24 protein-coding genes and 1 CRISPR repeat array are annotated in these 26574 nt (G+C 68.6%); of the genes, 18 read left to right on the top strand and 6 right to left on the bottom strand.

Annotated features, from left to right (window positions below):
• The first annotated feature begins 86 nt into the window (after positions 1-86).
• The 12 genes from IAI54_RS17765 (at position 87) to IAI54_RS17710 (ending at position 11947) form a co-directional block, all read left to right on the top strand.
• Entirely contained in the window at positions 87-839 is a 753-nt protein-coding gene (locus IAI54_RS17765) for an SDR family NAD(P)-dependent oxidoreductase (RefSeq protein WP_187968457.1), read from the top strand.
• A gap of 57 nt (positions 840-896) precedes the next feature.
• The gene (locus tag IAI54_RS17760) at positions 897-1703 is read left to right on the top strand and encodes an alpha/beta fold hydrolase (RefSeq protein WP_187968456.1); all 807 of its coding nucleotides are present in this window, start codon (positions 897-899) and stop codon (positions 1701-1703) included.
• A 134-nt stretch (positions 1704-1837) separates the two neighbouring features.
• Positions 1838-2689, top strand: a complete 852-nt coding sequence (locus IAI54_RS17755; protein WP_187968455.1) for a p-hydroxycinnamoyl CoA hydratase/lyase — start codon at positions 1838-1840, stop codon at positions 2687-2689.
• 1 nt (position 2690) lies between these two features.
• Positions 2691-3893: a CaiB/BaiF CoA transferase family protein gene (locus IAI54_RS17750; RefSeq protein ID WP_235679087.1), complete on the top strand. Its 1203-nt coding sequence runs from the start codon at positions 2691-2693 to the stop codon at positions 3891-3893.
• Between the two features lie 120 nt (positions 3894-4013).
• Entirely contained in the window at positions 4014-5021 is a 1008-nt protein-coding gene (locus tag IAI54_RS17745; protein WP_187968454.1) for a TRAP transporter substrate-binding protein, read from the top strand.
• A 23-nt stretch (positions 5022-5044) separates the two neighbouring features.
• On the top strand, positions 5045-5578 hold the full coding sequence (locus tag IAI54_RS17740; protein ID WP_187968453.1) for a TRAP transporter small permease: 534 nt from the start codon (positions 5045-5047) through the stop codon (positions 5576-5578).
• The gene (locus tag IAI54_RS17735; protein WP_187968452.1) at positions 5575-6846 is read left to right on the top strand and encodes a TRAP transporter large permease; all 1272 of its coding nucleotides are present in this window, start codon (positions 5575-5577) and stop codon (positions 6844-6846) included. The genes IAI54_RS17740 and IAI54_RS17735 overlap by 4 nt, the downstream gene beginning before the upstream one ends.
• Positions 6847-7079: 233 nt before the next feature.
• Positions 7080-8252 carry an ABC transporter substrate-binding protein gene (locus IAI54_RS17730; RefSeq protein WP_187968451.1) on the top strand — a complete coding sequence of 391 codons (1173 nt, stop codon included), beginning with the start codon at positions 7080-7082 and terminating at the stop codon, positions 8250-8252.
• A 325-nt stretch (positions 8253-8577) separates the two neighbouring features.
• Entirely contained in the window at positions 8578-9471 is an 894-nt protein-coding gene (locus tag IAI54_RS17725; RefSeq protein WP_187968450.1) for a branched-chain amino acid ABC transporter permease, read from the top strand.
• Positions 9472-9475: 4 nt separating this feature from the next.
• Positions 9476-10477, top strand: a complete 1002-nt coding sequence (locus tag IAI54_RS17720; protein ID WP_187968449.1) for a branched-chain amino acid ABC transporter permease — start codon at positions 9476-9478, stop codon at positions 10475-10477.
• The gene (locus tag IAI54_RS17715) at positions 10477-11253 is read left to right on the top strand and encodes an ABC transporter ATP-binding protein (RefSeq protein WP_187968448.1); all 777 of its coding nucleotides are present in this window, start codon (positions 10477-10479) and stop codon (positions 11251-11253) included. Before IAI54_RS17720 ends, IAI54_RS17715 begins: the two co-directional genes overlap by 1 nt.
• Positions 11246-11947 carry an ABC transporter ATP-binding protein gene (locus tag IAI54_RS17710; RefSeq protein ID WP_187968447.1) on the top strand — a complete coding sequence of 234 codons (702 nt, stop codon included), beginning with the start codon at positions 11246-11248 and terminating at the stop codon, positions 11945-11947. The genes IAI54_RS17715 and IAI54_RS17710 overlap by 8 nt, the downstream gene beginning before the upstream one ends.
• A gap of 58 nt (positions 11948-12005) precedes the next feature.
• Here IAI54_RS17710 and IAI54_RS17705 read toward each other — a convergent pair whose 3' ends face one another.
• Entirely contained in the window at positions 12006-12584 is a 579-nt protein-coding gene (locus IAI54_RS17705) for a UbiX family flavin prenyltransferase (RefSeq protein ID WP_187968446.1), read from the bottom strand.
• A gap of 199 nt (positions 12585-12783) precedes the next feature.
• Between IAI54_RS17705 and IAI54_RS17700 the strand changes: the two genes are divergently transcribed.
• Entirely contained in the window at positions 12784-14289 is a 1506-nt protein-coding gene (locus tag IAI54_RS17700) for a 4-hydroxyphenylacetate 3-hydroxylase family protein (protein WP_187968445.1), read from the top strand.
• A gap of 453 nt (positions 14290-14742) precedes the next feature.
• The gene (locus tag IAI54_RS17695) at positions 14743-16176 is read left to right on the top strand and encodes a UbiD family decarboxylase (protein ID WP_187968444.1); all 1434 of its coding nucleotides are present in this window, start codon (positions 14743-14745) and stop codon (positions 16174-16176) included.
• Positions 16177-16302: 126 nt separating this feature from the next.
• Here IAI54_RS17695 and IAI54_RS17690 read toward each other — a convergent pair whose 3' ends face one another.
• Both IAI54_RS17690 and csx16 read right to left on the bottom strand, forming a co-directional pair.
• On the bottom strand, positions 16303-17331 hold the full coding sequence (locus IAI54_RS17690) for a LacI family DNA-binding transcriptional regulator (protein ID WP_187968443.1): 1029 nt from the start codon (positions 17329-17331) through the stop codon (positions 16303-16305).
• 148 nt (positions 17332-17479) lie between these two features.
• Complete coding sequence (gene csx16, locus IAI54_RS28840; RefSeq protein ID WP_210321142.1) at positions 17480-18157, bottom strand: CRISPR-associated protein Csx16; 678 nt, start codon at positions 18155-18157, stop codon at positions 17480-17482.
• A 108-nt stretch (positions 18158-18265) separates the two neighbouring features.
• Here csx16 and IAI54_RS17680 point away from each other — a divergent pair, with 108 nt between their 5' ends.
• The 4 genes from IAI54_RS17680 to csm6 all read left to right on the top strand — a co-directional run bounded on the left by IAI54_RS17680 (position 18266) and on the right by csm6 (position 22555).
• Positions 18266-19006, top strand: a complete 741-nt coding sequence (locus IAI54_RS17680) for a hypothetical protein (RefSeq protein ID WP_187968442.1) — start codon at positions 18266-18268, stop codon at positions 19004-19006.
• 99 nt (positions 19007-19105) lie between these two features.
• Positions 19106-19972: a CRISPR direct-repeat array (repeat unit 36 nt; unit sequence GTCCGGGCTTTTCCCCGTTTGAGAGGGGATTGAAAC).
• A gap of 90 nt (positions 19973-20062) precedes the next feature.
• Positions 20063-20188, top strand: a complete 126-nt coding sequence (locus IAI54_RS29165) for a hypothetical protein (protein ID WP_275403580.1) — start codon at positions 20063-20065, stop codon at positions 20186-20188.
• Between the two features lie 138 nt (positions 20189-20326).
• Entirely contained in the window at positions 20327-21322 is a 996-nt protein-coding gene (gene cas6, locus IAI54_RS17675) for a CRISPR system precrRNA processing endoribonuclease RAMP protein Cas6 (RefSeq protein WP_187968441.1), read from the top strand.
• A gap of 3 nt (positions 21323-21325) precedes the next feature.
• Positions 21326-22555 (top strand): CRISPR-associated ring nuclease Csm6, encoded by a 1230-nt coding sequence (gene csm6, locus IAI54_RS17670; protein ID WP_187968440.1) that lies wholly within the window; start codon positions 21326-21328, stop codon positions 22553-22555.
• A gap of 256 nt (positions 22556-22811) precedes the next feature.
• Here the strand turns inward: csm6 and IAI54_RS17665 are convergent, their stop codons facing one another.
• Genes IAI54_RS17665 through IAI54_RS17655 form a run of 3 tightly spaced genes read right to left on the bottom strand, consistent with a single transcriptional unit; the run spans position 22812 to position 26570 of the window.
• The gene (locus IAI54_RS17665) at positions 22812-24449 is read right to left on the bottom strand and encodes a dihydroxyacetone kinase subunit DhaK (RefSeq protein ID WP_187968439.1); all 1638 of its coding nucleotides are present in this window, start codon (positions 24447-24449) and stop codon (positions 22812-22814) included.
• The gene (locus tag IAI54_RS17660) at positions 24446-25462 is read right to left on the bottom strand and encodes an ABC transporter ATP-binding protein (protein ID WP_187968438.1); all 1017 of its coding nucleotides are present in this window, start codon (positions 25460-25462) and stop codon (positions 24446-24448) included. The genes IAI54_RS17665 and IAI54_RS17660 overlap by 4 nt, the downstream gene beginning before the upstream one ends.
• On the bottom strand, positions 25455-26570 hold the full coding sequence (locus IAI54_RS17655; RefSeq protein WP_187968437.1) for an ABC transporter ATP-binding protein: 1116 nt from the start codon (positions 26568-26570) through the stop codon (positions 25455-25457). Before IAI54_RS17655 ends, IAI54_RS17660 begins: the two co-directional genes overlap by 8 nt.
• Positions 26571-26574 lie beyond the last annotated feature (4 nt).

Genomic DNA, 26574 nt, shown 5'->3' with positions numbered 1-26574 from the left:
GGGCGCCCGGACGATACCGCCGACGGGGCGCCCGGGCGAACGACACGTCACGCGCGGGGCAGCGGGCCACCGGTCGAAGGGATGTCATGACGAATTTTTCCGAAAAGGTCGTACTCGTAACGGGCGCTGCGCGGGGCATCGGGCTTTCCCTCGCGACGCATTTCTCGAAACTGGGTGCTGCCGTGGCCCTGGCCGACCTGTCGGCGGACGATCTCGCGACGGCGACCGCGGGCATACGCGCCGACGATCCGTCCGCGCGCTGCATGGCGGTGGAGGTCGACGTCGCCGACCGCGCCTCCGTCGAAGCCATGGTCGCCGCCGTGATCGACACGTATGGACGCATCGACGTTCTCGTCAGCAATGCCGGCGTCTGGAAGAACCTGACGCGCGGGCCCTTCTGGCAGCTCTCCAATGCCGAGTGGAGCAACACCTTCAAGGTCAACACCGAGGGGGCCTTCAACTGCGCTTCGGCTGTGGCGCCGCACATGATCGCCCGCAAGTCCGGCCACATCGTCTTCATCGGCTCCGCGGCCATCGGCGAGGCGCTGGCCCACATCCCGCACTATACCGCGTCCAAGTCGGCGCTGACCGGCCTGATGCGCTGTGCTGCCAAGGAACTCGGCAAGGACGGCATCAACGTCAACATGGTCAATCCCGGACAGGTCGACACCGGCGCCTTCAGCCGCGAGCAGATGGAGAGCCGTGCGCTGACCAAGTTCATCCACCGTGTCGGCCAGCCCCGCGATCTCGAAGGGATCGTCACGCTGCTGGCCAGCGACGAGGGCAGTTTCATCACGGCGCAGCAGATCTACGTGGACGGCGGCGGCGTCCTCAACTGAAGGGGCGGCTGACCGCCCGTCGGCCCGATCCGGTCTCAGTGATGCGAGGAGCAGCGAATGGTTGAGATGCGTGGCGCTCACTGCCTGTCGAACGGGATCCGACTACACTATCTCGACTTCAATCCGCGGGGGACGCTGCAGCCGATCCTGCTGCTCCCCGGGATCACCAGCCCCGCAGCAACCTGGGCCTTCGTCGCGGAGCGTCTCGCTGCCGATCGCCGCGTCATCGTCCCCGACATTCGCGGCCGAGGGCTTTCGGAAAACGGTCCCGGCCTCCGCTACGGTCTCGACGACTACGCCGCCGATGCGCGCGGCCTCATCGAGGCGACCGGCCTGGCGGCGCCCGTCGTGATCGGTCATTCGATGGGGGCGCGGATCGGCGCGCGCCTGGCCGTTACCGCGCCCGAAGTCGTGTCCCGGCTCGTGCTCGCCGATCCGCCGCTGTCCGGTCCTGGGCGCGAACCTTACCCCACGCCTCTTTCGTCCTACCTCGACGCCCGCGATGCGGCCTCGCGCGGGGCCACGGTCGAGGAGTTCCGTGCCTTCACCCCGACCTGGACCGACGAGCAGGTCGCGCTGCGGCTGCAATGGCTGCCGACCTGCAGCACGGAAGCCATCATCGCCAGTCACCGGAACTTCCACGAGGAGGACTTCCACGGCGACGTTCCGCGGATCGCCTGTCCCACGCTGCTCGTCTACGCCACCCGGGCGAAGGTCGTCAGAGCCGAGGACGCGGCCTGGATCGCACGGACGCTGCCGCTCGGCCTGGCCATCGGCGTCGACGCAGGACACATGATTCCCTGGGACAACCTCGACGCCTTCCTCGCGGCCATCGACGCGTTTTTACATACAGACTTTATATAAATTGAGGTTCCGAACCCTTGCGGTGCGAATGCCTCTTGACAGCCGAACCGGAACGCAGAAATATACATTATTAATGTAATTTCGTGGCGAGAGCGCTGGCAGAACCCGCTTTCGAATGCAGCAGAGAGGTATGAATGTCGTTCCAGCCAACCTACAAGAACGTGCTCGTCCGGAAGGAGGACGGCATCACGACCGTCACCCTCAATCGGCCCGAAAAGCGGAACGCGATGAGCCCTGAACTCGAGGAGGAGATGCTCGACTGCATTCTCAATCTCGAGGCCGACGACGAGACGCTCGTGCTGGTCCTGACGGGTGCCGGGAAAGCCTGGTGCGCCGGCATGGATCTCGATCTCTTCTTCCGGGAGCTCGAAGGCAATCCGGCCAACGCGGCAAAGCACGTCCGTGCGGAATGGGCCGGGCACCAGTGGAAATGGCACCGCCTCTACAATTTCCCCAAGCCGACCATCGCCATGGTGAACGGCTACTGCTTCGGCGGTGCCTTCACGCAGCTCGTCGCCTGCGACTTCGCCATCGCCGCCGACAGCGCCGTCTTCGGACTGTCCGAGGTGAACTGGGGCGTCATTCCCGGCGGTCTGGTCAGCAAGGCCATGAACATCGCCGTGAACTACCGCGACGCGCTCTACTATTCGATCACCGGCAAGCCCTTCAAGGGGCCGGAAGCGGCGCGGATGGGGCTGATCAACGAGTCGGTTCCGGACGAGCGGCTCCATGACGAGGTCATGAATCTGGCGCGGCATCTGGCGGCGATGAACCCGGAGACGCTGAGGGCCACCAAGCAGGCGGTCAAGGCGACCCGCGACATGACCGTCGACCAGGCCCACGAGTATCTGATCGCCAAGAACGGACAGCTCGCCTTCCGCGATCCGGAGGGTGGCTACAAGCAGGGCATCTCCAAGTTCATCGACGCGAAGGCCTATCGTCCCGGCTACGAGCCCTATCCGCGCGAGAAGGCCGAGGGCGCCTGACATGCAATCGATGCGTCCGCTCGCCGGCATAAAGGTCGTTGAGATCGGCACCATGGTGACGGCGCCGCTCGCCGCCATGCTGCTCGCCCAGATGGGGGCGGACGTCATCAAGGTCGAAAACCCTGCGGGAGGCGACCCCTTCCGCAGGGCCACGAGCGGCGGTTACAGCCCCAACTTCATCGCGTACAACCAGAACAAGCGGAGCATCCAGCTGGATCTGGCGTCGGGATCGGGACGGGCCGAACTGCTGGAACTGGTCGCCGATGCCGACATCCTGATCGAGAACTTCCGTCCGGGGGTGATGGACCGTCTCGGCCTGACCCGCGAGGTCCTGAACGCGGTCAATCCGGCGCTCGTCTACTGCTCCATCACCGGCTTCGGCGCGGACGGTCCCTATGCCGAGCGCCCGGCCTACGACACGGTCGGCATCGCGCTGTCCGGGATCCTGCATATGTATCTCGATCGCGACCAGCCCGATGTGCGGGGACCGACGCTCGCCGACAACGTCACCGGGCTCTATGCGGTCGGCGGCGTGCTCGCCGCGCTGCATGCCCGCCGCCGGACGGGCGAGGGCCAGCGGGTCGAGATCAACATGCTGGAAAGCGCGATCGCGTTCGCGCCGGACGCCTTCGCCTATCTGTCCCAGAGAGGCGAGGCCTACGGCCCGCACTCGCGCGTCGCCTCCTCGCAGAGTTTCGTCTGGAAATGCGCCGACGGCGGCATGATCGCCATCCATCTGTCCGTTCCCGAGAAATTCTGGCTCGGGCTGCTCGATGCCCTCGGCGCGCGCGACTCCCTCGGCCGCGATCCTCGGTTCCTCACGGCCGAGCTGCGGATCGCCAATTATCAGCTGCTCTCGGCCGAGCTCGCCGCGGTCGGGATCACGCGCAGCCGCGATGAATGGGCGGCGTTGCTGCGCGCCCATGACGTTCCGTTCGCGCCCGTCAACTCGATCGGCGAGGTGCTGGACGATCCGCAGGTGAGACATCTCGGCACCTTCGCGGAAGTCGATCACGTGCTGGCCGGCAAGGTCGTCGGGATCCGCAATCCGCTTCGCATCAACGGCGAACGGAGCAGCGTCCAGGCGCCGCCGACGCTGGGCGAGCATGCCGGCGCCCGCTTCGGTGCGGACCGCGATGCGGTGAAGCCCGCAACTCGAACCGTCAGGGAAGGATACTGCGGACAGCCCGACACGAAGGGCTGAGGCGGTCGCCACGGGCCGAGACGATTGCCACGGGCGCCGCACCATCAACACAGGGGAACGACAACGAGGGCATACCCTCGGGAAGAACTCACGCATTCAAACGGCTAAGGAGAGGCCAACATGAATCGCATCGGTTTCAGGAATTTCATCTCGGCGTTCGCACTGGGCGTGGCGCTGTATTCGGGTAGCGCTGCCGCCGAGGAGACCTGGCGGATCGGCACCGTCGTCGCGCCGCCTTCCACCCTCGGCGTCATCGTCGACGAGATGGCCCAGTCCATCACCACCGCCACGAACGGAGCCATCAAGGGCGAGCGCCTGCAGCAGCCGAACGAGCAGGAGATCGCCCAGAACGTGATCCGCGGCCGCTACGAGATGGCGTACATCTCCTCGATCGGCCTGGCCCCGGCGATACCCGAACTGGCCGTCCTCAACATCGCCTATCTCTGGTCGAGCGCCGAGGAGCGCGACTACGTCACCGACAAGTACATCGTCCCGATGGTGCAAGAGACCCTCGCCAAGAACGGCCTGACGCTGGTCCGCTACGGCGAGGGCGGCTGGATGAACCTGTTCTGCCGGATCGCCTGCGTCGATCCCGAACAGATCAAGGGCATGAAGGTCCGGATCTCGCCGACCGCCAGCGACCAGATGATGTTCACGCGGCTCGGGGCCAACCACGTCACCATGACGCTCGCCGATTTCTTCCCGTCCCTTCAGCAGGGCCTGGTCGATGCGGGATCGCTCACCTTCGGCTTCTACGCGGTCGGACCCGCCGCGTCGGCGGCGCCGCACTACGTCTTCACCCGGCACGGACATCAGTCGATGTTTCTCGTGGCGCACACCGCCTACTGGGACAAGCTGACCGAGGAACAGCGCAAGGCCATCGAGGCCGCCGTGCTTCCGACCACCGAGATCCGCCAGAGGGTCGCAAACGAGGACAAGCCGTCGGCCGAGCGTCATCTGAAGCAGGGCGGTTTCGTTCACGACCTGACGCCCGAGCAGCGCGCCAAGTGGGAAGCGGTGGTGACCCCCGGCCATCCCGAGCTGATCGCAGCCCTCGGCCCGCGCGCCAAGGAGATCTACGACGCGGTCGCCAAGGGCAAAGAGGAATTCAAGGCCATGGCCAAGTAGACGCGCGCAACCGGGACGAAGCCATGCAAGCCGACGCTGACACCGCCGCCCGACCGGTGGTCGAAACCTTGCTGCGCGGCCTCAGCCGCGCGGAAACCTGGGTCGCCATCGCCGCCATCTCGATCTCGGGCACGCTGCTCATGGCGGACGTGCTGGGACGCGAGGTCATGGGGCAGGGAATTCCCTGGGCCCAGCGTGTCGCGGTCTACTGTGCCACCATCGCCGGAATGCTCGGCTTCGTGATCGCCATCCAGAGCGGGGAGCATCTGCGGCCCCGTGTCCTGGACGGCGTCTTTCCTCCCGCGATGCGGCCTGCAGTGGGCCGCATCGGTTACTTCGTCTCGGCGGCCATCTTCGCCTTCCTGGCCTACCATTCCTACCTCTTCGTCCAGGCCTCGGCCATCGACGGCCACCGGGGCGTCGGCCTCGACCTTCCCGTCTGGCCGATGCAGGTCATCCTTCCCTACGCTTTCGTCTCGGCGGCGCTGCGATACCTGGCGTACGCTGCCTACCCGCAGATTGCCCCGTCCAAGGATGAAGCGGAGATCCCGCAATGACCGCTCTGGCACTCGTCGCGCTGGTCGTGCTGTTGCTCGTCCTGCGGCAGAACGTCATCGTGATCCTGATCGTGGTCGCGGCCGTCATCCACACCTTCTTCGTGAGCCGGTCGTCGATCGAGTTCCTGATCCAGGATATCTGGTTCGCGGTCGACCGTGAGACGCTCCTGGCGATCCCGATGTTCATCCTGGCCGGCGCGGTCATGACGCGGGGGACGATCGCCCAGCGAATCATCCGGATCGTCGTCGCCATCACGCGGCCGATCCGTGGCGGCCTCGCCCTCGCCTGCATCCTGTCCTGCGCGGTCTTCGCGGCGATTTCCGGCTCGTCCGTCGTCACGATGCTGGCGATCGGCGCGATCATGTATCCGGCGCTGCTGAAGGAAGGCTATGATCGCAAGCTTTCGCTTGGCGCGATCGCGTCAGCGGGCACCCTCGGCATCATCATTCCTCCGTCCATACCGCTGCTGCTCTACGGGATGAGCACGGAGACGTCGGTCGTCGATCTCTTTCTCGCCGGGATAGGCCCCGGCATTCTCCTGACCCTCGTCTTCGCGATCTATGTGGTCTTCATGAACCGACACCGGGCGCCGGACGCCTTCGACGCGGCCGAGGTCCTTTCGGCCCTGCGGCGTGGCGGATGGGCGCTCATGATGCCGGTCATCCTGCTCGGCGGCATCTACTCCGGCAAGTTCACCCCGACCGAGGCGGCAGCCGTGGCGCTGTTCTATTCGCTGATCGTCGAGCTCTTCATCCACCGCGAGATGAAGCCATCCGACTACGGGACTGTGGCGCTGTCGACGGTGTCGATGCTGGGCGTCATTCTGCCGATCTTCGCAGTGGCATCCAGTCTCAACAACGTCGTGGCCATCGAGGGCATGCCGCAGCAGTTCGTGAGCTTCATCACGCAGTACGTCCACAGCGGATGGGCGATGATGCTGGCCATCAACATCACCCTGCTGCTGGTGGGCTGCATCATGGAAGCCTTTTCGGCGATCGTGATCTTCGCGCCGCTGTTCCTTCCGCTGGTCAACGAGTACGGCTTCGATCCGGTCCACTTCGGGATCATCATGATCGTGAACCTGGAGATCGGCTACCTGACGCCGCCCTTCGGCCTGAACATCATCGTGGGTTCCGTGGCGTTCAAGGAGTCCTTCCCGTTCATGATACGGGCCGTCCTCCCGTACGTCATCCTGATGATCCTGTCGCTCGCAGCCATCGTCACCATCGCGCCCATTTCCCTCGGGCTCGTCGAACTGTTCCGGTAAATGCGTTCTTGACAGCTACATTAATAACATAAAGAATGTATCTATACCGTCGACGTCCCTGAAAAGAGCCGATCCGGATCGACCCGTGGGAATGCCCATGGGGACGGCCGACGTGTGCGTGCGGAAGGGCAGGCGCCGCCGCGGCTGCCGGGAGTGCCTGCGGGCATTTCGGGCGGCGATGAGGCAGGCCCGTCCGCTTTGAACCGACACAACGACATAAAAGGGGAATACAGATGAAATCGAAGTCAGTGTTTCGCGCTCTGGGAGTGGCCATTTTCGCCGCTGCCGTCCCGTCCGCCGCCATGGCGGAAGATCCGGGCATCACCGACACGTCGATCAAGATCGGCATGTTCGGCTCCCTGACCGGTCCGGCTGCTGCGTGGGGTTGGCCGACGATCAACGGCGCCAAGATGATCTATGACGCGGTCAACGCCGAGGGCGGCATCCATGGCCGCAAGATCGAGGTTGTCGTGGAGGACGACCAGTGCCAGGCGCCGCTGGCGCTGGCCGCAGCCAAGAAGCTCGTGCATCGCGACGGCGTCTTCATGCTTCACGGCGGCAGCTGCTCCGGCGCGACCCTGCCGGTTCGCGAGATGGTGCTTTCGGACGAGGTTCCGCTGATGGTGCTCGTCGCCACCGCCGACGAGATCGTGCAGCAGCCCAACGACCAGATCGGCCGGGCCTTCCTGCCCGGCAGCTACGACGGCGAGATCATCGCGAACTTCCTGGCCACGATGCCGAACATCAAGAAGGTCGCGGCCGTGGGCAACACCGACGCGATCGCCAATGTTCGCTATCCGAAGCTCGAGGAAAGCCTGAAGGCGCGCGGCATCGAGTATCTCGGGCTCGAGCCGATCGAGGTCGAGGCGACGGACGCGACGGCACAGGTTCTCAAGGTGAAGTCGATGAACCCCGACGCGGTCGTCCTTGTCGCCCGTCCGGCTCCTGCCTCCGTCTACCTGAAGGACGCGGCACGGCTCGGTCTCACGGTGCCCACCATGGGCGCCACCGTGGTGGACCTGCAGGACCTCGTGGACCGGGTCGGAGACACCAAGCCGCTCGAGAACACCTATGTGGTCTCGTTCTACAAGTCGCCGCTGACCGAAGCGCCGATGGCGCCGTGGATCGACATGCTGAAGACGTATTATCCCGACGACAAGGTCCAGGCCTCGGCCTTCTACGGCACGTCGGGTGCCATCGCGGTGGTGGAGGCGCTGAAGCGGGCCGGTCCGGACCTCACCCGCGACTCGTTCATGGCGGCGCTGGCGGAGATCCAGAATCTCGACGGCGGACCGATGGCCTGCACCCTGAACTTCGCCGCCACCGACCTCGAAGGCTGCAAGACGGGCTCCGTGTGGGGCATGCGCGACGGCAAGGTCACCGCGATCGGCGACACCTGGAAGTAGGGCGGCGTCCGGCGGTCCGGTCGCATCCGTGCGGCCGGATCGCGTCGCGCCGAAACGACACGCGGGTTTGCGCGGCTACCCGCTGACATGGCCGTTCGTGTGCGATGCGCCGCTGCGGCGGCGCCGCGAGTGCTTGCGGCGCAATACCGCGGTCCACGCTCCGGGAACGCGCAGCCCAGCCTCGGAAATCGTCCCGCTTCGGGACGCCCGGCGGCTGTCCCGCCGTGCGCTGCGGCCCGCGACGCCATCCGACCGGAGCGCCGGCCGGGTCTCTCAGAACCGCGACCCGGCATGCGGCCGCCTAGGGAATGACTGGAGACTGCACATGGAATTCGCTGCCCTGCTCTCGGTGGGGGTCTCGACCGGCTGTCTCTACGGTCTGGTCGGTCTCGGCCTCGTGCTCGTCTACAACGCGCAGGGGATTCCCAACTTCGCGCATGGCGAGTTCTTCATGGCCGGCGCCTTCGCCGTCTACGTGGCCAACGTCCTGCTTGGAATTCCCTTCGCCTGGTCGCTGCTGATCGCCGTGGCCTTCGGCGGGCTCCTGGGTGCGGCGGTGGAAGTGCTGGCCATCCGGCCGATCGCCATGAACCGCTCGCTCGGGAAGGCTTCCACCGAGGTCGCGATCGTCCTGGCGACCGTGGGGCTCATGATAGTCCTGAAGGGGCTGGCGCGCATCCCCTGGGGCGACAGCATGCGCAACCTGCCGCCGGTGTTCGCCACGGAAACGATCTCGGTCGGCGGGCTGGAGCTTTCCACCCAGCGCCTGCTGATCGTCATCGTCGCCGTCGCGCTGACGGCGGCGCTCTCCGTGTTCTTCGCATCCACCGCCCTCGGCAAGGAGATGCGCGCCACTTCGCAGAACACGGTGGGCGCCAAGCTGATCGGCATCAACACCAGCAGCATCTACTCGGCGACCTGGGGGCTCGCGGCGATCTGCGGTGCAGTGGCCGGCATCCTGGCGGCGCCGCTGATCTTCCTGCATCCCGACATGGGCACCCGCATGCTGCTCAAGGGGTTCGCCGCCGCGTGCCTGGGCGGGTTCGGCAGTGTGTCCGGGGTCCTTGCCGGCGGCGTCCTCATGGGCGTCGTGGAGATTTTCTTCGGGCGGTACTTCGCAACCTCGATGATGGATATCTTCGCGCCGATCATCATCATCGTCGTGCTGCTGTTCCGGCCGCAGGGCCTGTTCGGCTCGCGCCGCGCGGTCAGGGTCTGAACCGATGCGCGGCTTTCTGCAGAACAACGTCTATGCGATCTTCTTCGTCGCGCTCGCGGCGATGGCCTTCGTGACCGATGCGTATTCGCAGTACCTCATCAACCTGATGCTGGTCTACGTGATCATCGCCCAGGGCCTGAACCTGATCCTCGGCTTCGCGGGCATGTTCGCCTTCGCACACGGGGCCTTCATGGCCATCGGCGCCTACGTCTCGGCGCTGCTGGCCACCAAACTGGGCGTGCCGTACCTGCTGGCCCTGCCGGCCGCGGGCATCGCGGCCGCTGCCGTGGGATGTGTCATCGGCATCCCCGCCATCCGCGTCAGCGGTCTGTACCTCGCCATGGTCACGGTCGGCTTCTCGGAGATCATGCAGTGGATCCTTCGGCACTGGAAACCGGTGACCGGCGGTACCGACGGCATGAGCGTGGCCGCGCCGCGGATCTTCGGCGTGGCGTTCCGGAGCGACATCCACACGTTCAGCATCATCCTCGCGGTTGCCGTGCTGATGACGATCCTGGCGCAGTCCATCGTCCGGTCGCGCCTCGGCCGGGCCTTCGTCGCGATCCGCGACGGCGAGATCGCCGCGCAGTCGAGCGGCATCGACGTCGCGCGCACGAAGGTCCTCGCCTTCGCGATCAGCGCCTTCTACGCCGGCATCGGCGGTTCCCTGTTCTCGCTGACGCAGCACTACATCACGCCCGAGAACTTCAACCTCTACCAGACCATCATGCATTTCTGCATGGTCATCGTCGGTGGCGCGGCAAGTCTGATCGGGCCCTTCATCGGCGCGGCAGTGCTGACCTGGCTGCCGGAGATCCTGCGCAACGCCCAGGCCCTCCAGGAGATCGGCTTCGGCCTCCTGCTGATCGTCTTCGTCATCTTCCTCCCGCGCGGACTGGCGGGCTTTCTCTTCGACCGGGGGATACTCCCTCGGGAGCGATTCTCGCCGCTCCGCCGACCTCCCTCCGGAGCCGACGAGCGTCGCGATGCGGAGGCGCGCACCTGATGGAACCCCTGCTCGAGATCCGGAACCTCACCATCCGCTTCGATGGCCTGACCGCGGTCGATTCGGTCAATCTCAGGGTGCAGCCAGGCGAGATCCGCGGCCTCATCGGACCCAACGGCGCCGGCAAGACGACGCTGTTCAACGCCATTTCGGGGCTTGCCGCGGCGAGCGACGGCACGATCCTGCTCGGGGGTGAGGACGTCACGGCGCTAGCCGCACCGCAGCGTGCTGCCCGCGGCATCCGCCGCACCTTCCAGACGGTCCAGCTGGTCCAGAGCTTCACCGTCTACGAGAACCTGCTCGTCGGACTGCATGCCGCGGTCGGCAACCCGCTGACCGCCTTCATCGTCGGTCATCGCATGGCAGCCGCCGGCGGCGATCGGCAGGGCGATGCGGCGATCGACGCGGTTCTGTCCTACCTGGGCATGGACGACCTGCGGGACCGCGTCGTCGATACCCTCACCATCGCGCAGCAGCGCTACGTGGAGATCGGACGCGCCCTGGTCGCCCGGCCGCGGCTGCTGATGCTCGACGAACCGACGGCCGGCCTTTCGCCGGCCCAGGTAGAGAAGCTGGACGCCCTCATCGCCCGGCTTCCCGGCGACTGGGGGGTGTCGATCGTGCTGATCGAGCACGTCATCCCCCTCGTCATCCGGCTGTGCGACCGCATCACCGTCCTCGATCGCGGCAGGGTGATAGCGGAAGGGAAGGGAGAGGAGATATCGGGCAGCCGCGCCGTGCAGCAGGCCTACCTCGGGGGCACGATCGATGCTTGAAGTCTCTGAACTGGAAGCGGGTTACGGCGCGCACAAGGTGCTGAACGGCCTGTCGATGCGGATCGCGAAGGGCCAGGTCGTGGCCCTGCTCGGCGGCAACGGCGCCGGGAAGACGACCACGCTCAGCGCGATCATGGGGCTGATCCCGGCCTGGGCCGGCAGGGTCTCGGTCGACGGTCAGGCGGTCCAGTCGCTGCCCGCGCATCGTGTGTTCCGCGCTGGCGTGGCTCTCGTCCCGCAGTGGCGCGAGCTGTTCACCGAGATGTCGGTCAGCGAGCATCTCGAACTGGGTGCGATCAAGTGCGCGCCGCGCCGCGAGATTCGCGAGCGCATGGAGAGCGTGCTCGACTATCTGCCGGAACTGCGGTCGCATCTGCACCGGCGCGCCGGCACGCTGTCGGGGGGGCAGCAGCAGATGGTGGCGATCGCCCGCGCGCTGACCTCGCGCCCGAAGCTGCTGATGCTCGACGAACCGTCGATGGGCCTGGCGCCGATGGTGGTCGGCGAACTCGGGCGTACGATCCGGCGGCTGAACGAGGCCGGTGCCTCCATCCTGCTGGTCGAGCAGAACGTCCACCTCGCCCTCGAAGTCGCCAGCTACGTCTACGTCATCCGCGGCGGAGCGATCGTGGCGGAGGGCGACCGGGCCCGCTTCGACGACGAGGCCGAACTCTTCCAGTCCTATATCGGCTGATCGATCCGCCGGCTCCGGACCCGCGGCGGCTTCCCCCCGCGGGCGGAACATCCGCGCCCTATGCCGGTGAAGCGTCGCTCTTCCACCGGTTGATGCCGGGAAAGGAGAGGTCGAAGAGGTCGAGTGCCCGCGCACAGGTGTAGGTCACGATGTCCTCGACCGACCCCGGCCTGGCATAGAAGGCCGGGACCGGCGGCATGATGATGGCGCCCGCTTCGGTCGCCTGGGTCATCGCGCGGAGATGGCCGAGATGCAGCGGGGTCTCGCGGACCATCAGCACGAGCCGCCGGCGTTCCTTGAGCGCCACGTCGGCCGCGCGCGTCAGCAAGGTCGAGGTGTTGCCGTAGGCGATCTCGGAGAGGCTGCGGACCGAGCAGGGCGCGACGATCATGCCGAGGGTGCGGAACGAGCCGCTCGAAATGCTGGCCGCGATGTCGTCGGTCTGGTGGACGACGCTGGCGAGTGCCTCGATCTCCCTGACCTTGAGCGAACCCTCGTAGGCGGCCGCCACCTTGGCCGACCGGCTCATCACGAGGTGGCTTTCGAGGTCGAGTTCGCGTGTCATCTCGAGCAGGCGCACCCCGTAGGCGAGCCCCGATGCACCGCTGATTCCGATGATCAACCGCCGTCTGTCCATTGTCTCTCCTGCGCTCCCGTCCGCGTAGCCGAAAATCACGACGCCGCAAGCTCCATGTTCCCACGTCCCGCGCCCGTCGCCCAGCGCCGCGCCCGCGCGCGCCTGGAGTTGCGATCTTGACAGGTCCTGCGAAATATACAACATGAAGCTACTTGTTGTAGCTAAATGTCGGCCAGCCGACCAGGTCAGGGAGCAGATAATGAACGCGAACATCCGCGCCGTCAGGGTTGCCGCCGAGGCGCCCGCCGCCGCGCCGGCCTCCATGCGCACCGGCGAAGAATACCTCCGCTCCCTGCGCGACGGGCGCGCCGTCTTCGTCGACGGCGAGCGCGTCGCCGACGTCACCACCCATCCCGCCTTCGCGGCGGCCGCCCGCTCGGCGGCGAAGCTGTTCGACATCGCCGCCGATCCGGCCAATGCCGAGCGCATGACCTTCACCTCGCCCAGTTCCGGCAAGCCCGTCCTGCGCGCCTACCAGATCCCCCGCACCCATGCCGACCTGCGCGCCCGGCGCCTCGCCTCCGAGATGTGGTCGGAGGCCTCCTTCGGCATGATGGGCCGGACGCCGGACCACGTCTCGTCCTTCTTCTGCGGCTTCGCGGCCGTGCCCGAGGTCTTTTCCGCCGGCGGTGCCGAATATGGCGAGCGGGTCGTCTCCTTCCACGAGAAGCTGCGCGAGAACCATCTGTGGGCCACCTATGCCATCGTGCCGCCGCAGATCGACCGCTCGAAGCCGGCCCACCGGCAGTCCGATCCGGAGCTCTATGCCGGCGTGGTCAAGGAGACCGATGGCGGCATCATCGTGTCGGGCGCCCAGCAGCTGGCGACCGCGGGGCTCTATTCCGACTATCTCTACCTGTCCTGCATCCATCCGCTGCAGCCGGGCGACGAGAACTACGCCATCGGCGTCGCCATCCCCATGAACGCGCCCGGCCTCAAGCTCTATCCGCGCCGCCCCTTCGCGCTGCAGGCGTCGAACGTCTTCGACCACCCGCTGAGCAGCCGCTTCGACGAGTCCGACTGCTTCGTGGTGCTCGACAAGGTGTTCGTGCCCTGGGAGGAGGTGTTCATCTACCGCAACCTCGAGGTCTGCCGCGACCAGTGGTGGAAGACGCCGTCGCATCTCTACGGCAATCTCCAGGCCCAGGCGCGCTACGCCACCAAGCTGCGCTTCCTCATCGGGCTGGCGGCGAAGATGAACGAGACGACCGGCAACGCCGCGCTGCCGCCGGTGATGGGGCAGATGGGCGAGCTGGCCGCGCTGATCTCGATCGTGGAGACCATGCTGGAGGCGCAGGAGACCGTCGCCACCGTCGATGCCAACGGCGTGCTGTGGCCCAGCCGGCAGGCGCTCTACGCGGTCATGGCGCTGCAGTCCGAGATCAACCCGCGCATGATCGAGATCGTGCGCGAACTCACGGGCGCCGCCATGATCAGCCTGCCCTCCTCGCAGAAGGACCTCGACAGCCCGCTCACCGCGCCCGACATCGAACGCTACATGGCGTCCGGCACCGGCTCGGCCCGCGACCGCATCAAGCTCATGCGGCTGGCCTGGGACTTCATCGGCTCGGAGTTCGGAAACCGCCACCAGCAGTACGAGAAGTTCTACGGCGGCGCCTCCTTCATCGTGAAGCAGAACATGTTCCGCAACTACGACATGAAGCGCGCAAAGGCCCTCGTCGACGGCGCCCTCGACATCGCCTGAAACGCCATGACCTCATCAGCGAAACCGAAAAGCCAAACAGGCGGCGGCGTCGCGAACTGTTGGCGTGCGGCCGGACGGCCGTCCCGCCATCGGGGAGACGGCTGACCGTCGGCTGCGGCTCGCGCGAGCGGCGGCGGGGCCGTCCGGGCATCGCGGGACACGGGGCGCATGGGCCGGCGGGCGGGAGCGTCCTTCCGGCGCCGGCGGCAATGGCGCCGGAACGATCCTGCGCAGCTGCGGCGAGGCTCGGCGCGCGGGCGCCGGTTGCGGTCTCGGGCGACCTGCCATGGGCGCGCCGCTGCCGGAGGGGTTCGTCGCCCCGCGCTCGTCGCCTCCACCCCGGCCGGATCGGGCCGGAAGCCCGCGGGTGACGATCCGAGAATGCTGTTTCCCTCGCGGGGTTTCCCAGTTATATTCAGAATGTAGCAAAATCGCTCGATACGGAGGCTCCCATTGAACGTCGGCTATCGTGACCTGCGCGGGTTCATCGACCTGGTCGAGGGAATCGGCGACCTCCGCCGCGTCTCCGGCGCGTCCCTCGACCGGGAGATCGGAGCGATCACCGAGGTGGCCGCGGGCGACCCCCACTGTCCGGCCTTGCTGTTTTCCGACATTCCGGGCCAGCCGGCGGGCAACCGCGTGTTCACCAACGCGACGGTGAGCGCGCGGCGCGCCGCGCTCGCCCTGGGGCTCGACCACGATCTTCCCGCCCTGGAGGCGCTGAAGGCGTGGAAGCAGCGGCGCACCGCGCTGAAGCCGATGGCGCCGGAGACGACCACCGACGTCCCGGTCATGCAGAACACGATGTCGGCCAAGGATGTCGACCTGTCGCGCTTCCCGAGCCCCATCTGGCACCAGCACGACGGCGGTGCCTATATCGGCTCCGGCAGCATCGTGCTGACGCGCGATCCCGACTCGGGCTGGGTCAACTCGTCGATCTACCGCGTTCAGGTGCACGACCGGAACGTGGTGACCGTGCAGTTCGATCACAACGGACGCCACGGCGCCATGATCTCGAAGAAGTACTGGGACCGGGGCGAGGCCTGCCCGATCGCCATCGTCAACGGCCAGGATCCTTCCCTCTTCATCGCCGGCTTCGAATATCTGCCGGAGGGCGCGTCGGAGCTCGACTTCGCCGGCGCCATCCGCGGCGCTCCGGTGGAAGTCTTCGCCGGGCCGCTGACCGGGCTGCCCATCCCCGCACGCGCCGAGATCGTGCTGGAAGGCCGGCTCCTTCCGATGAGCGAGAGGAGCCTGCCCGAGGGTCCCTTCGGCGAGTTCACCGGCTACTACGCGGCCGACCGCAGGCCGGGTCCGGTCATGGAAATCGACGCCGCCTACTACCGCACCGACCCCATCCTGTTCGGGTCGCCGCCGCTGAAGCCGCCACGCTTCCATTTCGGGCTTTCCTTCAGGGCGGCGAGCATCTGGTCCAATCTCGAGGCCGCCGGCGTCGGCGACATCGTCGGCGCGTGGCAGCACGTGTCCCAGCTCATGACGGTGGTGTCGCTCAGGCAGCGCTATGCCGGCCATGCCAAGCGTGCCGGCCTGATCGCCGCGGCGAACAGCTACATGGGCAGGATCGTCGTGCTCGTCGACGAGGACGTCGACCCTTCCAATCTCGCCGACGTCATGTGGGCCGTGACGACGCGTGCGGAGCCCTCGGAAGACGTCGACATCGTCCGCAACGCGTGGAGTTCCTCGCTCGATCCGCGGATCCCGGCCGAACAGCGTGCGGCCGGCCTGACGTCGAACTCCAAGATGATCATCGACGCCTGCGTGCCCTACCACCTGCGCGACAGCTATCCCCGCACCACCGCGCTCGGGATTGCCGAGAGCAACGAGATCCGCCGGCGCTGGTCGGGGATCTTCGGGCCCCGGACCTGAGCCGCCGGCGGCGGGGCGGCCGGTCCGCAACCCGCCGGGCGGCGACGCTCGCGCCGCGAGGCCGGCGCCGGCTTCCGTTCCGGTTCGAACCCCAGCCCTGACCGCCCGCGCGACGCGGCCGGCCGGTCAGGGCAGGTTTTCCCGCACGACGATCTCGATGCGGATGCGCTCCTGCGAGGCCACGATGCCGAGGCCGTCGCTCTTGGCGCGCAGCACGCGGATGGCGCTGCGGACGATGTGGCCGACGTTCTGGCTGATCACGGCGTCGAACATTCCCGACGTCAGCGCCTGGCGCGTCACCTTCGTCAGTTCGTGCGCCACGACGGACAGCGTGCCGGGCGCGACGCGGGGGGCGAGCACGTCGAGCAGCGCACGGCTGCCGTGGCCGACCGAGTAGATGCCGGTGACGTCCGGGCGGCCGTCGAGCACCGCGCTCACCGCGCGCGCGGTGACGGCGTCGTCGTCATGGCCCTCCACCGAGGGCAGCACCTCGATCAGGGGAAACCGCTCGGCCATCACGTGGTCGAAGCCGAGGCGGCGCTCGACGTTGTCGCGGGCCTGCATGGAACTCACCAGCACCATCACGGAGCCGGGCCTGCCGCCGTGGAACTTGCCCATCAGCACGCCCGCGGTGCGGCCGGCGGCGACGTTGTCGATACCCACGAAATGGTCGCGGTCGGTGTTGGGCAGGTCCGAGACCAGCGCCACGATCGGCACGCCGTCTGCCTTCAGCCGGGCGATCGCGTCGCGCACGTGCGGCGTCTCGGGCGCGAAGATCGCCAGGCCGTCGGTGTCGGCGCGCGAGATGGTGCGCAGCGACCGCACCAGCGCGTGCGGATTGCCGGCCGGGAAGCTCACGATGCGCACGTCCGTCCGGTCGTCCGCCGAACCGCGCACCGCCTCCGCGATCGCCTCGCGCAGCGTGCCGACGAAGAGCACCGGCGTCTCGGGCAGCACGAAGGTCATCCGGTAGCGCCGCTGCCGCGCCAGGTTCGCCGCCGTCACGTCGCGGACGTAGCCGAGCGCGTCGATCGCCGCATTGACACGGCCGACGGTCTTGTCCGTCACCCCCGGCCGCTGGTTGAGCACGCGGTCGACCGTTGCGAGGCTGACGCCCGCCGCCCTCGCGATGTCGTTGACCGTCGGTCGAGCCATCCGCACCTCCCGCCGCACTCTATCGGCAAAACCCTGAGGTACGTCAATCAGCGGGGCGAAGGGCGCGACGCCGGCACGGGTGTCGGTGGTGGGGACAGGGACGGAAGCCATGTTCGGCGTCCGCGAACCTTGCCCCGTCGCCTCCGGCTCAGCCGATCCGCCGGACCGCATACTCCTCGAGGCGTGCACCGGCGGCATCCATGTCGTCTGCCGTGAGTTCCTTTCCGCGCAGCGCGGGAGGCAGGTCCAGCGTCAGGTGCAGGTAGCGGACGCCCCTGGCGTTGAGCCGGGCGACGACGTTCACCGCAAGCGTTCCGGCGACGACGTCTCCTGCGGAGAAGCTCTCGATCTCCGCGTCGCCGACATGGTCGAGGCGGCGCAGGCGCCAGAGCGTCGCCAGCCCCGCGGCGTGCTCCACCGACAGCCCCTTGCGGTAGGCGAAGGAGCCCGACGACATGCCAGCGTCGAACTGGCGGTCGAGCGCTTCGGCGAGCGCCGTCTGCACGATGCGGTCGCGCACGCAGGGCACGGCCAGTTCGCGCCGGCGTCCGTCCGGCTTGGCGATGTCGAAGCGCCGCAGGCCTCCCGGCCGGTAGGCGCCGGAGATCAGGCCGCCGCTCAGCCGGGCCAGCGCCGCCGGTCCGCCGCGCGCGAAGCCGCCGGCCGTCTGGCCGTCGCCGCCCGCCCCGCCGGCGGCGCGGACGACGCGCTTCAGCGCCGCCGCCAGTGCGTCCGGTGCCGCGACGTCGGCGAGCCGCGCCGCGCAGCCGCCGGGGCAGCCCGACTTGCGGCAGATCTCGCTCCTGTCGTCGCCGGCACGCGTCATCGCCGGCCAGTCTAGCCGGGCCGGCCGCCGTGCGCGCCAGGCACAAGCTTGTTGCGGTTGCAGCCGCCCCCCGGCCATCGGACTCTGGTGCGCAAGCGGAGCGGCACCATGGAAAAGGACAGGCTGGTCGAAGACATCGAGCGGAGCCTCACCGCGCCGCTGCCCGGCGATCGGCCGGCGCAGCCGGGCGACCCGCCCGATCCCTACGAGGCGGCTCTCGCCGATCTCGACGAGGCCGCCCGTGCCTTCGAGCGCGCCGGCCAGGCGGCTTCCGCGGCGGAGCGGCAGCGCGCGCAGTTTCCGGCTCCCGTGCTGCGGCCCGCGCTTCGCCTGGCGCAGTTCGCCTGCGTGACCGCCTGCGCCGCCGCGCACCCGCTGGCGCAGGCCGGCGACTGGCGCCTGGCGTCGCTGCCGTTCCTGGCAGCCTTCGCGGCGGCCGCGGCCGGCGATCTGGCGGGAACCGGCCTCGCCGGACCGTTCCGCGGGCGCGGTCCCGCCGGGGTGGCGGCCTCCCTCGCGGTCGCGCTCGTCGGCATCGCGGCCGCCGCTTCCGCGGTTGCGGCGGCGCTCTTCCTGCCGCCGCTCGCGCAGGCGCCCTGGTTCGCGCCGGCCGTGCTCGCGCTGGCACTGGCCTCCGCCGCCACCTTGCCCTTCGTGCCTGCAGGCGGTGCCGACCTAACGCGGCTCGAGGAGAAGGCCCGGCAGGCGCGCCTGCGCCAGGCCGCCGCCTTCCGCGCCGCGCGCGAGGCCTCGCAACGGCTCGAACGCATCCACGCCGACCACCTCGCCCCCCTCGCGCGCCTCTCCGGCCGCCCCGCCGGCTGGCGGCGAAACGCGAACGGAGAGTGAACAGATGATGGCTTTTCTTCACAAAAATCGTAACGAAAAAAATCTTTGGAATCACCTCTTGCAAGCCGCTGAAAACATGAGGATAAATCGAGGGGGTCAGTCCGGGCTTTTCCCCGTTTGAGAGGGGATTGAAACGCGAGGACGATGTCGTCCTGCCCCTCGACGGTCCGGGCTTTTCCCCGTTTGAGAGGGGATTGAAACAGGCCGATCTCTGGAACATGTACCCACTGATGAGTCCGGGCTTTTCCCCGTTTGAGAGGGGATTGAAACTCCACCGCCAGGCGGTAGAGCATCGCCGCCGTCCGGGCTTTTCCCCGTTTGAGAGGGGATTGAAACGCGCATGCGCGCACAGCTTTAGCACGCTATCCGTCCGGGCTTTTCCCCGTTTGAGAGGGGATTGAAACGGTTATTCTCGAACTCCTTGTGGGCGCGGATTGTCCGGGCTTTTCCCCGTTTGAGAGGGGATTGAAACTGCCCACGCGGGCCACCTGCCCCGACGGGGCGGTCCGGGCTTTTCCCCGTTTGAGAGGGGATTGAAACCGTCCCCGCCCCGCACAAGTGCGGAGGGGACGGGAAGTACTACCGAGCAGTTGTCCGGGCTTTTCCCCGTTTGAGAGGGGATTGAAACCATCGCAGGAGCGGCCTGTTCGTAACCCATGGTCCGGGCTTTTCCCCGTTTGAGAGGGGATTGAAACGGCGCCCGCGAGCTTGTCGAAGCCGATCTCCTGTCCGGGCTTTTCCCCGTTTGGGAGGGGATTGAAACACCGCAACGCGCGGAAAAGGCAATCAGTGCCGTCCGGGCTTTTCCCCGTTTGAGAGGGGATTGAAACTGCACGGGATCATCTACGACACGATCGGGAAGGTCCGGGCTTTTCCCCGTTTGAGAGGGGATTGAAACGCGGCCGAGGAGTTCGTTCAGCCGCTTCACACGTCCCGGCCTTTCCCCGTTCGAGAGGGGCCTGCAACCTTGTGCCTCTTGTCCTTCCGGTCATCCGCGGTCCAGGCTTTCTCCCGTTCGAGACGGAAGCGACGTCACTTTCCGGGAGATTGCGTCCGATGATCTGGCTCCTTGGCGGGATGGCCCTCCTGTTCTTTCTCTTCTCGGAGGGACTGCAGGGAAACCACGCCGCCATGATCATCTTGCTGGTCATCGTGCTCTTCCTGCTCGTCATCGTGATCTGATCGCACGGGGAAGCGGACATGGAGAGCCCGGCCTGGCTTCTCCGTCCGGCGGACGACTTCTCCCGCCGCCGCTCCCGTGCCCCGCGGCCGGGCTTGCGGCGGTTGCATGCGGGCTGTGCCACGTGGCATGGTGGCGCCATGGACAAACTCCTGGCGGAAGACTGGCAGCCCTGGCAGCCCGGTTCGAGCGTGCGGCCGTTCCTGCCGCTCACCGTTGTTTCGCTCGACGTCCGCTTCGACGAGGTGGCCGATCTGCCGGCCTTCCGCGGGGCGCTGTGGCGGTCGGTGCTCGGGCCGCAGCTCAAGCTCTTCGATGCCGAAGGCGGCTGGCGGCCGGACGCGCCGGCGCCGCTGCCGGCCTCGCTGTTCGACTGGTTCTTCCGGCCGGACGCCGCCGCCGCCATGATCGCGCCGGACCTCGGAGAGGCGCTGTCGCCGCTCGTCATCGACGCGCCGCCCGATCCGTCCTCGGGCATGGTCCGCCGCGGCGACCGCACCGGTTTCCGGGTGGTGCTGGCCGGTCGCGCCGGACATGCCGCCCAGGCCGTCGTGCTGGCCTTCGCCCGCGCCGCCCGCGCGGGCCTCGGCGATGCGGTGGCGCTCGACGGGCGGCGCGGCCGGGCCCGGCTGGTCGAGGCCGCCGCCGACGGCGAGACGATCTTCGGCGACGGCCGGGGCTGGCTGCGGCCGCCGCCGCCGCCGCGCATCCATCCGGCGCCGGAATGCCCGTCCGTCCTGCGCGTCGTGCTGCGTACGCCGCTTCGTCTCACCCGTGGCGGGCGCGAGATCGAGCCCGCCGCCTTCGTGCCGGCCGATCTCCTCGGCGCGCTGATCCGGCGCGTCTCCTCGCTGATGCGCAGCGAGGCGGGCGTCGTCCTCGACGCCGACTTCCGCGAACTCACCGCGAAGGCGAGGGCCCTGCGCTGGCAGCCGGAACGGCTGGAGAAGGTGCATCTGTCGCGCTGGTCGTCGCGGCAGGAGCAGCGCATTCCCGCAAACGGCCTCGTCGGCTCCTTCCTGCTCGACATGGACGGCTGCGAGGACCTGTTCGACTTCCTGTGGCTCGGCCTGTTCCTGCATGCCGGCAAGGGGGCGATGGCCGGGATGGGCGGACTGGCCATGGAGGCGCTCTGAACGATGACGGAGACCGGGCCGGATCCGATTGCCGCCGCCTCCGACGCACCGGCGCCCCCGGCCAGGCCGGCGGCTGCGCGCGATCCGTCCGATCCGTCGAGCTTTCCGCGCCGCGTGGTGGTGGCGACCCTCGGCCTCGCGCCGCAGGTGCTGACGGAGACGCTCTGGTGCCTTGCCACGCGCCAGTCGCCGCCCTTTGTTCCGACCGAGATCCACGTGCTGACGACCCGCGAGGGCGCGCGCCGGGCGCGGGAGACGCTCACTGCGCCCGACGGCGGCCAGCTCGCCGCGCTGGCGCGCGAGACCGGCCATCCGGCGCTCGCCGCGGCGCTGGCGCCGGAGCGGATCCACGTCATCGCGACGCCGGACGGCGAGGAACTCAACGACATCGATTCGCCGCAGCACAATGCGGCCGCGGCCGATCTCATCACACAGACCATGCGCGGCCTCGCGGCCGATGCCGACGCCGCCCTCCACGTCTCGATCGCCGGCGGCCGCAAGACCATGGGCTTCCTGCTCGGCTATGCCCTGTCCCTCTACGGCCGGCCCCAGGACCGTCTCTCGCACGTGCTGGTTTCGCCGCCCTTCGAGGGCCATCCGGACTTCTTCTTTCCGCCGGCCGTCCCGGTCCTGCTGCAGCGCCGCGGCCAGGATGCCGTCTCCACGGAGGGAGCGGAGGTGACGCTCGCCGAAATCCCCTTCGTCGGCCTGCGGGCGCAGCTGCCGCCCGAAGTGCTGGACGGAAAATGGAGCTACTCCGAGACCGTCGCCCTGGCGCGCGGCGCGCTCGCCCCCGGCCGCATGGTGTTCGATCCCCGCCGCGGAACGCTCGAATGCCAGGGGGTCGACGTTCCGCTGGCGCCGCAGACTTTCGCGCTGGCCGCGCTGCTGGCGCGGCGCATCGTGGCGATGGGCGTCGAGAGAGCCGCGCTGACCTGGAGGGACGTCGACTGGCCTGCCTACCTCGCGGAGTACGAGGCCCTGGAGACCGTCTCGCTGGCGCAGAGGGAAGCGTTGAGCAAGCGCCTCTCCATCCTCGACGGCGAGGCCGAGCGGGTTCGCTTCCAGGAACATGCGTCGCGGCTGCGCAAGGCCATCCGGGAGGCGCTGGGGCCGGCTGCCGATCCCTATCTGCCCGTCACCTTCGGCAGCCGCCCCAGCACGCGCGTCGGCTTCCGGCTCGACCCTTCCCGCATCGTCTTTGCCGGGGACGAGCGCGCGCCGGCCGGATGAGGCGGCTTGCGGGGTGCCGAGCGAAGCGGAGGCATCCGGGTCCGTCCGGCTCGGTCCCCACTCTGGATGTCGGGTGCCGCTGCGCGGCCCCGGAATGACGCCGATGCGGGGGACCGTGCGGGTCGGCTTCGATGCCCGCCCGACGATGCTCCAGTGCAGCAGAGGCGATGACGCGGAGGTAGACCAGCGGCTCGACGCATGCTGCGCCGTCCCCTGCCGCGGCGGGCAGGCGACGGCGGCGCCGCGCGGTCCGCCGCTAGGCCGTGGCGCCGGTCGCGTCGCGCAGCTTTTCCAGCAGCCGCGCGACGGCTTCGGCGCCGGGATCGTTGATGCCCTTCAGCCGATCCTCCGAGATGTAGCTGGCGCGGCCGGCCTTGGCGCGGCGCATGCCGCCGGTGGCATCGGCGCCGGTGCGCGCGGCGGCGGCAGCGGCCGCGATGCCTTGCGGCAGGGTGTCGAGCGCCGGCACCAGCGCGTCGATCATGGTGCGGTCGCCGGGTTCGGCGCCGCCGACCTGCCGGATCCGTTCAAGCCCGGCCTTCAGCGCGGCGATCCAGTCCCTGCCGCCGGCCGAAGCGTCGCCCGCCGCGGTGAAGAAGATCGCGAGCAGCACGCCCGACGACCCGCCCATGGTCTGCGACAGTTCCATGCCGATCGCCCGGTAGAGCTGGGTCAGGTCGGCGAGCGGCAGCCGGTCCAGCGCCGCAGCCAGCGCGCGCGCGGCGGTGGCGAGCGTGGTGCCGGTGTCGCCGTCGCCAGCGCGGGCGTCGAGCGCGTTGAGGTCCGCTTCGGCGCCGATCAGGATGGCGCAGCAGGTCTCGAGCAGCGCGCGCCGTCCGGGATGCGGCGAGGGCATCGGCTGGATCGGCGTCAGCCCGTCGGGCAGCGGCATCACCTCCACCTTGCCGAAGGGTGAGAGGCCAGGCCAGGCCCAAGGGGCCACGGGCGCCCGGAGGGCGGCCTCGGCCTCCTTCGTCAGCGGCATCAGCGAGAGCGAGAAGCCCTGCATGTCGAGCGAGGTCATCATCGCCGCGGGGCCGACGATGAAGCGGATCCGGTCGGCAATGGGCGAGCGGGCGAGCTCCTCGGCGAGCACCGACATCTCGAGCTGGGTGGCGCCGCCTAGATTGTTGAGCAGCGCCACATGCGGGCCGGGCTTCAGCCGGGCGGCGAGCCGGTCGATCACCAGTGCCATGGCCTGGCGCGCGTTCTCGAACGCCACCTGCTCGGCGCCGGCCTCGCCATGGATGCCGAGGCCGAGTTCGGCGAAGCCGGCCGCGATGCGGTCGTGCTTGGGCGAGCCGGGGATGGTGCAGGTGTCGAGCGACATGCCGATCGAGATGACGCCGTCGATGGCGCGCCGGGCCGCCGCGGCGACTGTCTCGAGGCTCTCGCCGGCCTCGGCCAGCGCACCGGCGATCTTGTGCACGAACAGCGTGCCGGCCACGCCGCGGGCCTGCGGCAGGTCGGGCAGCGCCACGTCGTCGTCGACGATCACCATGTCGACCGCCAGGCCGAAGCTGCGCGCCCGCTCGGCCGCCAGGCCGAAGTTCAGCCGGTCGCCGGTGTAGTTCTTGACGATCAGCAGGCAGCCGGCCTTGCCCGTCACCGTCAGGATGGCGGCGAGCACGGCGTCGACCGAGGGCGAGGCGAAGACGTCGCCGCAGACGGCGGCCGTCAGCATGCCCTGGCCGACGAAGCCTGCATGCGCCGGCTCGTGCCCCGATCCGCCGCCCGAGACGATCGCGACCTTCGAGCGGTCCCAGTCGGTGCGCACGGCGACCTTGATGTGCGGATAGCCGTCGAGCCGGGCGATGCGCCCGCCCGCGCCGCGCAGGAAGCCGTCGAGGGCCTCCACCACGACCGTATCCTTGGCGTTGAAAAACTGGGTCATTGGTCGTCTCCTGAAGCAATGCGGGCGCCGTCGGCGGCGAAGTAGAGCGGGTCATGCGGCGCGATGCGCAGCGTGGCACCGGGGGAAAGCGGCGTGTGCGGGTCGGCGAGCGTCACCAGCGGGTGGCCGTCGACGACGAGGTGCAGGCGCGTCTGGTCGCCGAGATGCTCGACGCGCGTGACGGTCGCCTCGCGACCGTCCGCCGCGTCCGGGCGGATGTGCTCCGGCCGCAGGCCGATGAAGGCCGCACCCGCGGGGGCGGCGCCGAACAAGCTGGCCGGCAGCGCGTTGATGCGCGGCTGGCCGAGCCGGGCGGCGACGGTCAGGCTGACCGGGGCCTCATAGATCGCGCGCGGCGTGCCGAACTGCACCAGCCGGCCCGCATCGAGCACGCCGACATGGGTGGCCATGGTCATCGCCTCGATCTGGTCGTGGGTCACGTAGACCAGCGTCGCGCCGAGATCGGCCTGGATGCGCTTCAGCTCGATGCGCAGGTCGGCGCGCAGCTTGGCATCGAGCGACGACAGCGGCTCGTCCATCAGGAAGACCTGCGGCTTGCGCACCAGTGCGCGGCCGATCGAGACGCGCTGCATCTCGCCGCCCGAGAGCGCGGTGGCCTTGTTGTCGAGCTTGTGGGCGATGCGCAGCACCTCCGCCACCTCACCGATGCGCCGTTCGATCACGTCCGGCGGGGTGCGCAGCAGCGGCGACTGCAGCGGGAAGGCGAGGTTCTGGCGCACCGTCAGATGCGGGTAGAGCGAATACTGCTGGAACACCATGGCCACGTTGCGCTCGGCCGGCGTGTCGGCCAGGACGCTGCGCCCGCCGATCAGGACATCGCCCGCGTCCGGCTTTTCCAGGCCGGCGATCAGCCGCAGCGTCGTCGTCTTGCCGGCGCCCGTCGGGCCGAGCAGCACAACGAAGGCGCCGTCGGGGACGGAGAGATCCATGGCGTCGACGGCGAGCGTGGCGCCGAAGGCCTTGGAGACGCCTTTCAGCACGACGTCAGCCATGGGCGTTCTCCCGGCGCGTGTCCCGACGCATCGGCCGCTCGACCGACAGCGCCCGGCCGGTGCCGGCGTCGAAGAGCGACAGCGTCTGCGTGTTGAAGGACAGGCCGACCGGTTCGCCCACGCGCACGCTCAGGGAGGACGGGATGCGCGCCTTGACGATGCCGTTGGCGGTGTCGAGGGTGACGATCTGGGTCGTGCCGAGATATTCCGCCGCAATGACCGATCCGCGATAGGGTGCCGCATCGTCGAGCCGGACGTGTTCGGGCCGGACGCCGAGCACGGCCTTCGCGCCGCCCGTCGCCTCCTTCGTCGCAGGCACGGCGATCTCGACGCCCGACAGCCGCACGCTGGTCGCGCCTGCGGGCACGGCGGCGTCGAAGCGCAGGAAATTCATCGGCGGCGAGCCGATGAATTCCGCCACGAACAGCGTCGCCGGCTCGTCGTAGATGTCCTGCGGCGTGCCCCACTGCTCGACGACGCCATGGTTCATGACGACGATCTTGTCGCCCATCTGCATGGCTTCGAGCTGGTCGTGGGTGACGTAGACCGTGGTGGCGCCCATGCGGTCGTGCAGGGCGCGCAGTTCCTCGGCCATGCGCTCGCGGAACTCGGCGTCGAGCGCGCCGAGCGGCTCGTCCATCAGGAAGGCCTTGGGCCTGCGCACGATGGCACGTCCGAGCGCGACGCGCTGGCGGTCGCCGGCCGACAGCCCGCCGACGGGCCGGTCGAGGATCGCCTCGATGCCGAGGATGCGCGCGATCTCGGCCACCCGCGTCTTCACCTCGGCGCGCGGCACGCCCTGGCTGACCAGCGGATAGGAGATGTTGCGGCGCACGTTCATGTGCGGGTAGAGCGCGAACATCTGGAAGACGAATGCGATGTCGCGGGCGCTGGCGCGCATGTTGGCGACGTCCTGGCCGTCGAGCAGGATCTGGCCCGAGGTTGGCAGTTCGAGCCCGGCGATCATGCGCAGCGTCGTCGTCTTGCCGCATCCCGAGGGGCCGAGCAGCATGAAGAACTCGCCGTCGGCGATGGTGAAGCTCGATCCTTTCACGGCGGTGAAGCTGCCGAATTCCTTGCGCAGGTTGCGGATCACGATCTCGGCCAACGCG

The sequence above is a fragment of the Aquibium microcysteis genome (assembly GCF_014495845.1).
GTDB lineage: Bacteria > Pseudomonadota > Alphaproteobacteria > Rhizobiales > Rhizobiaceae > Aquibium > Aquibium microcysteis.
This window is presented reverse-complemented; position numbering and strand designations above follow the sequence as displayed.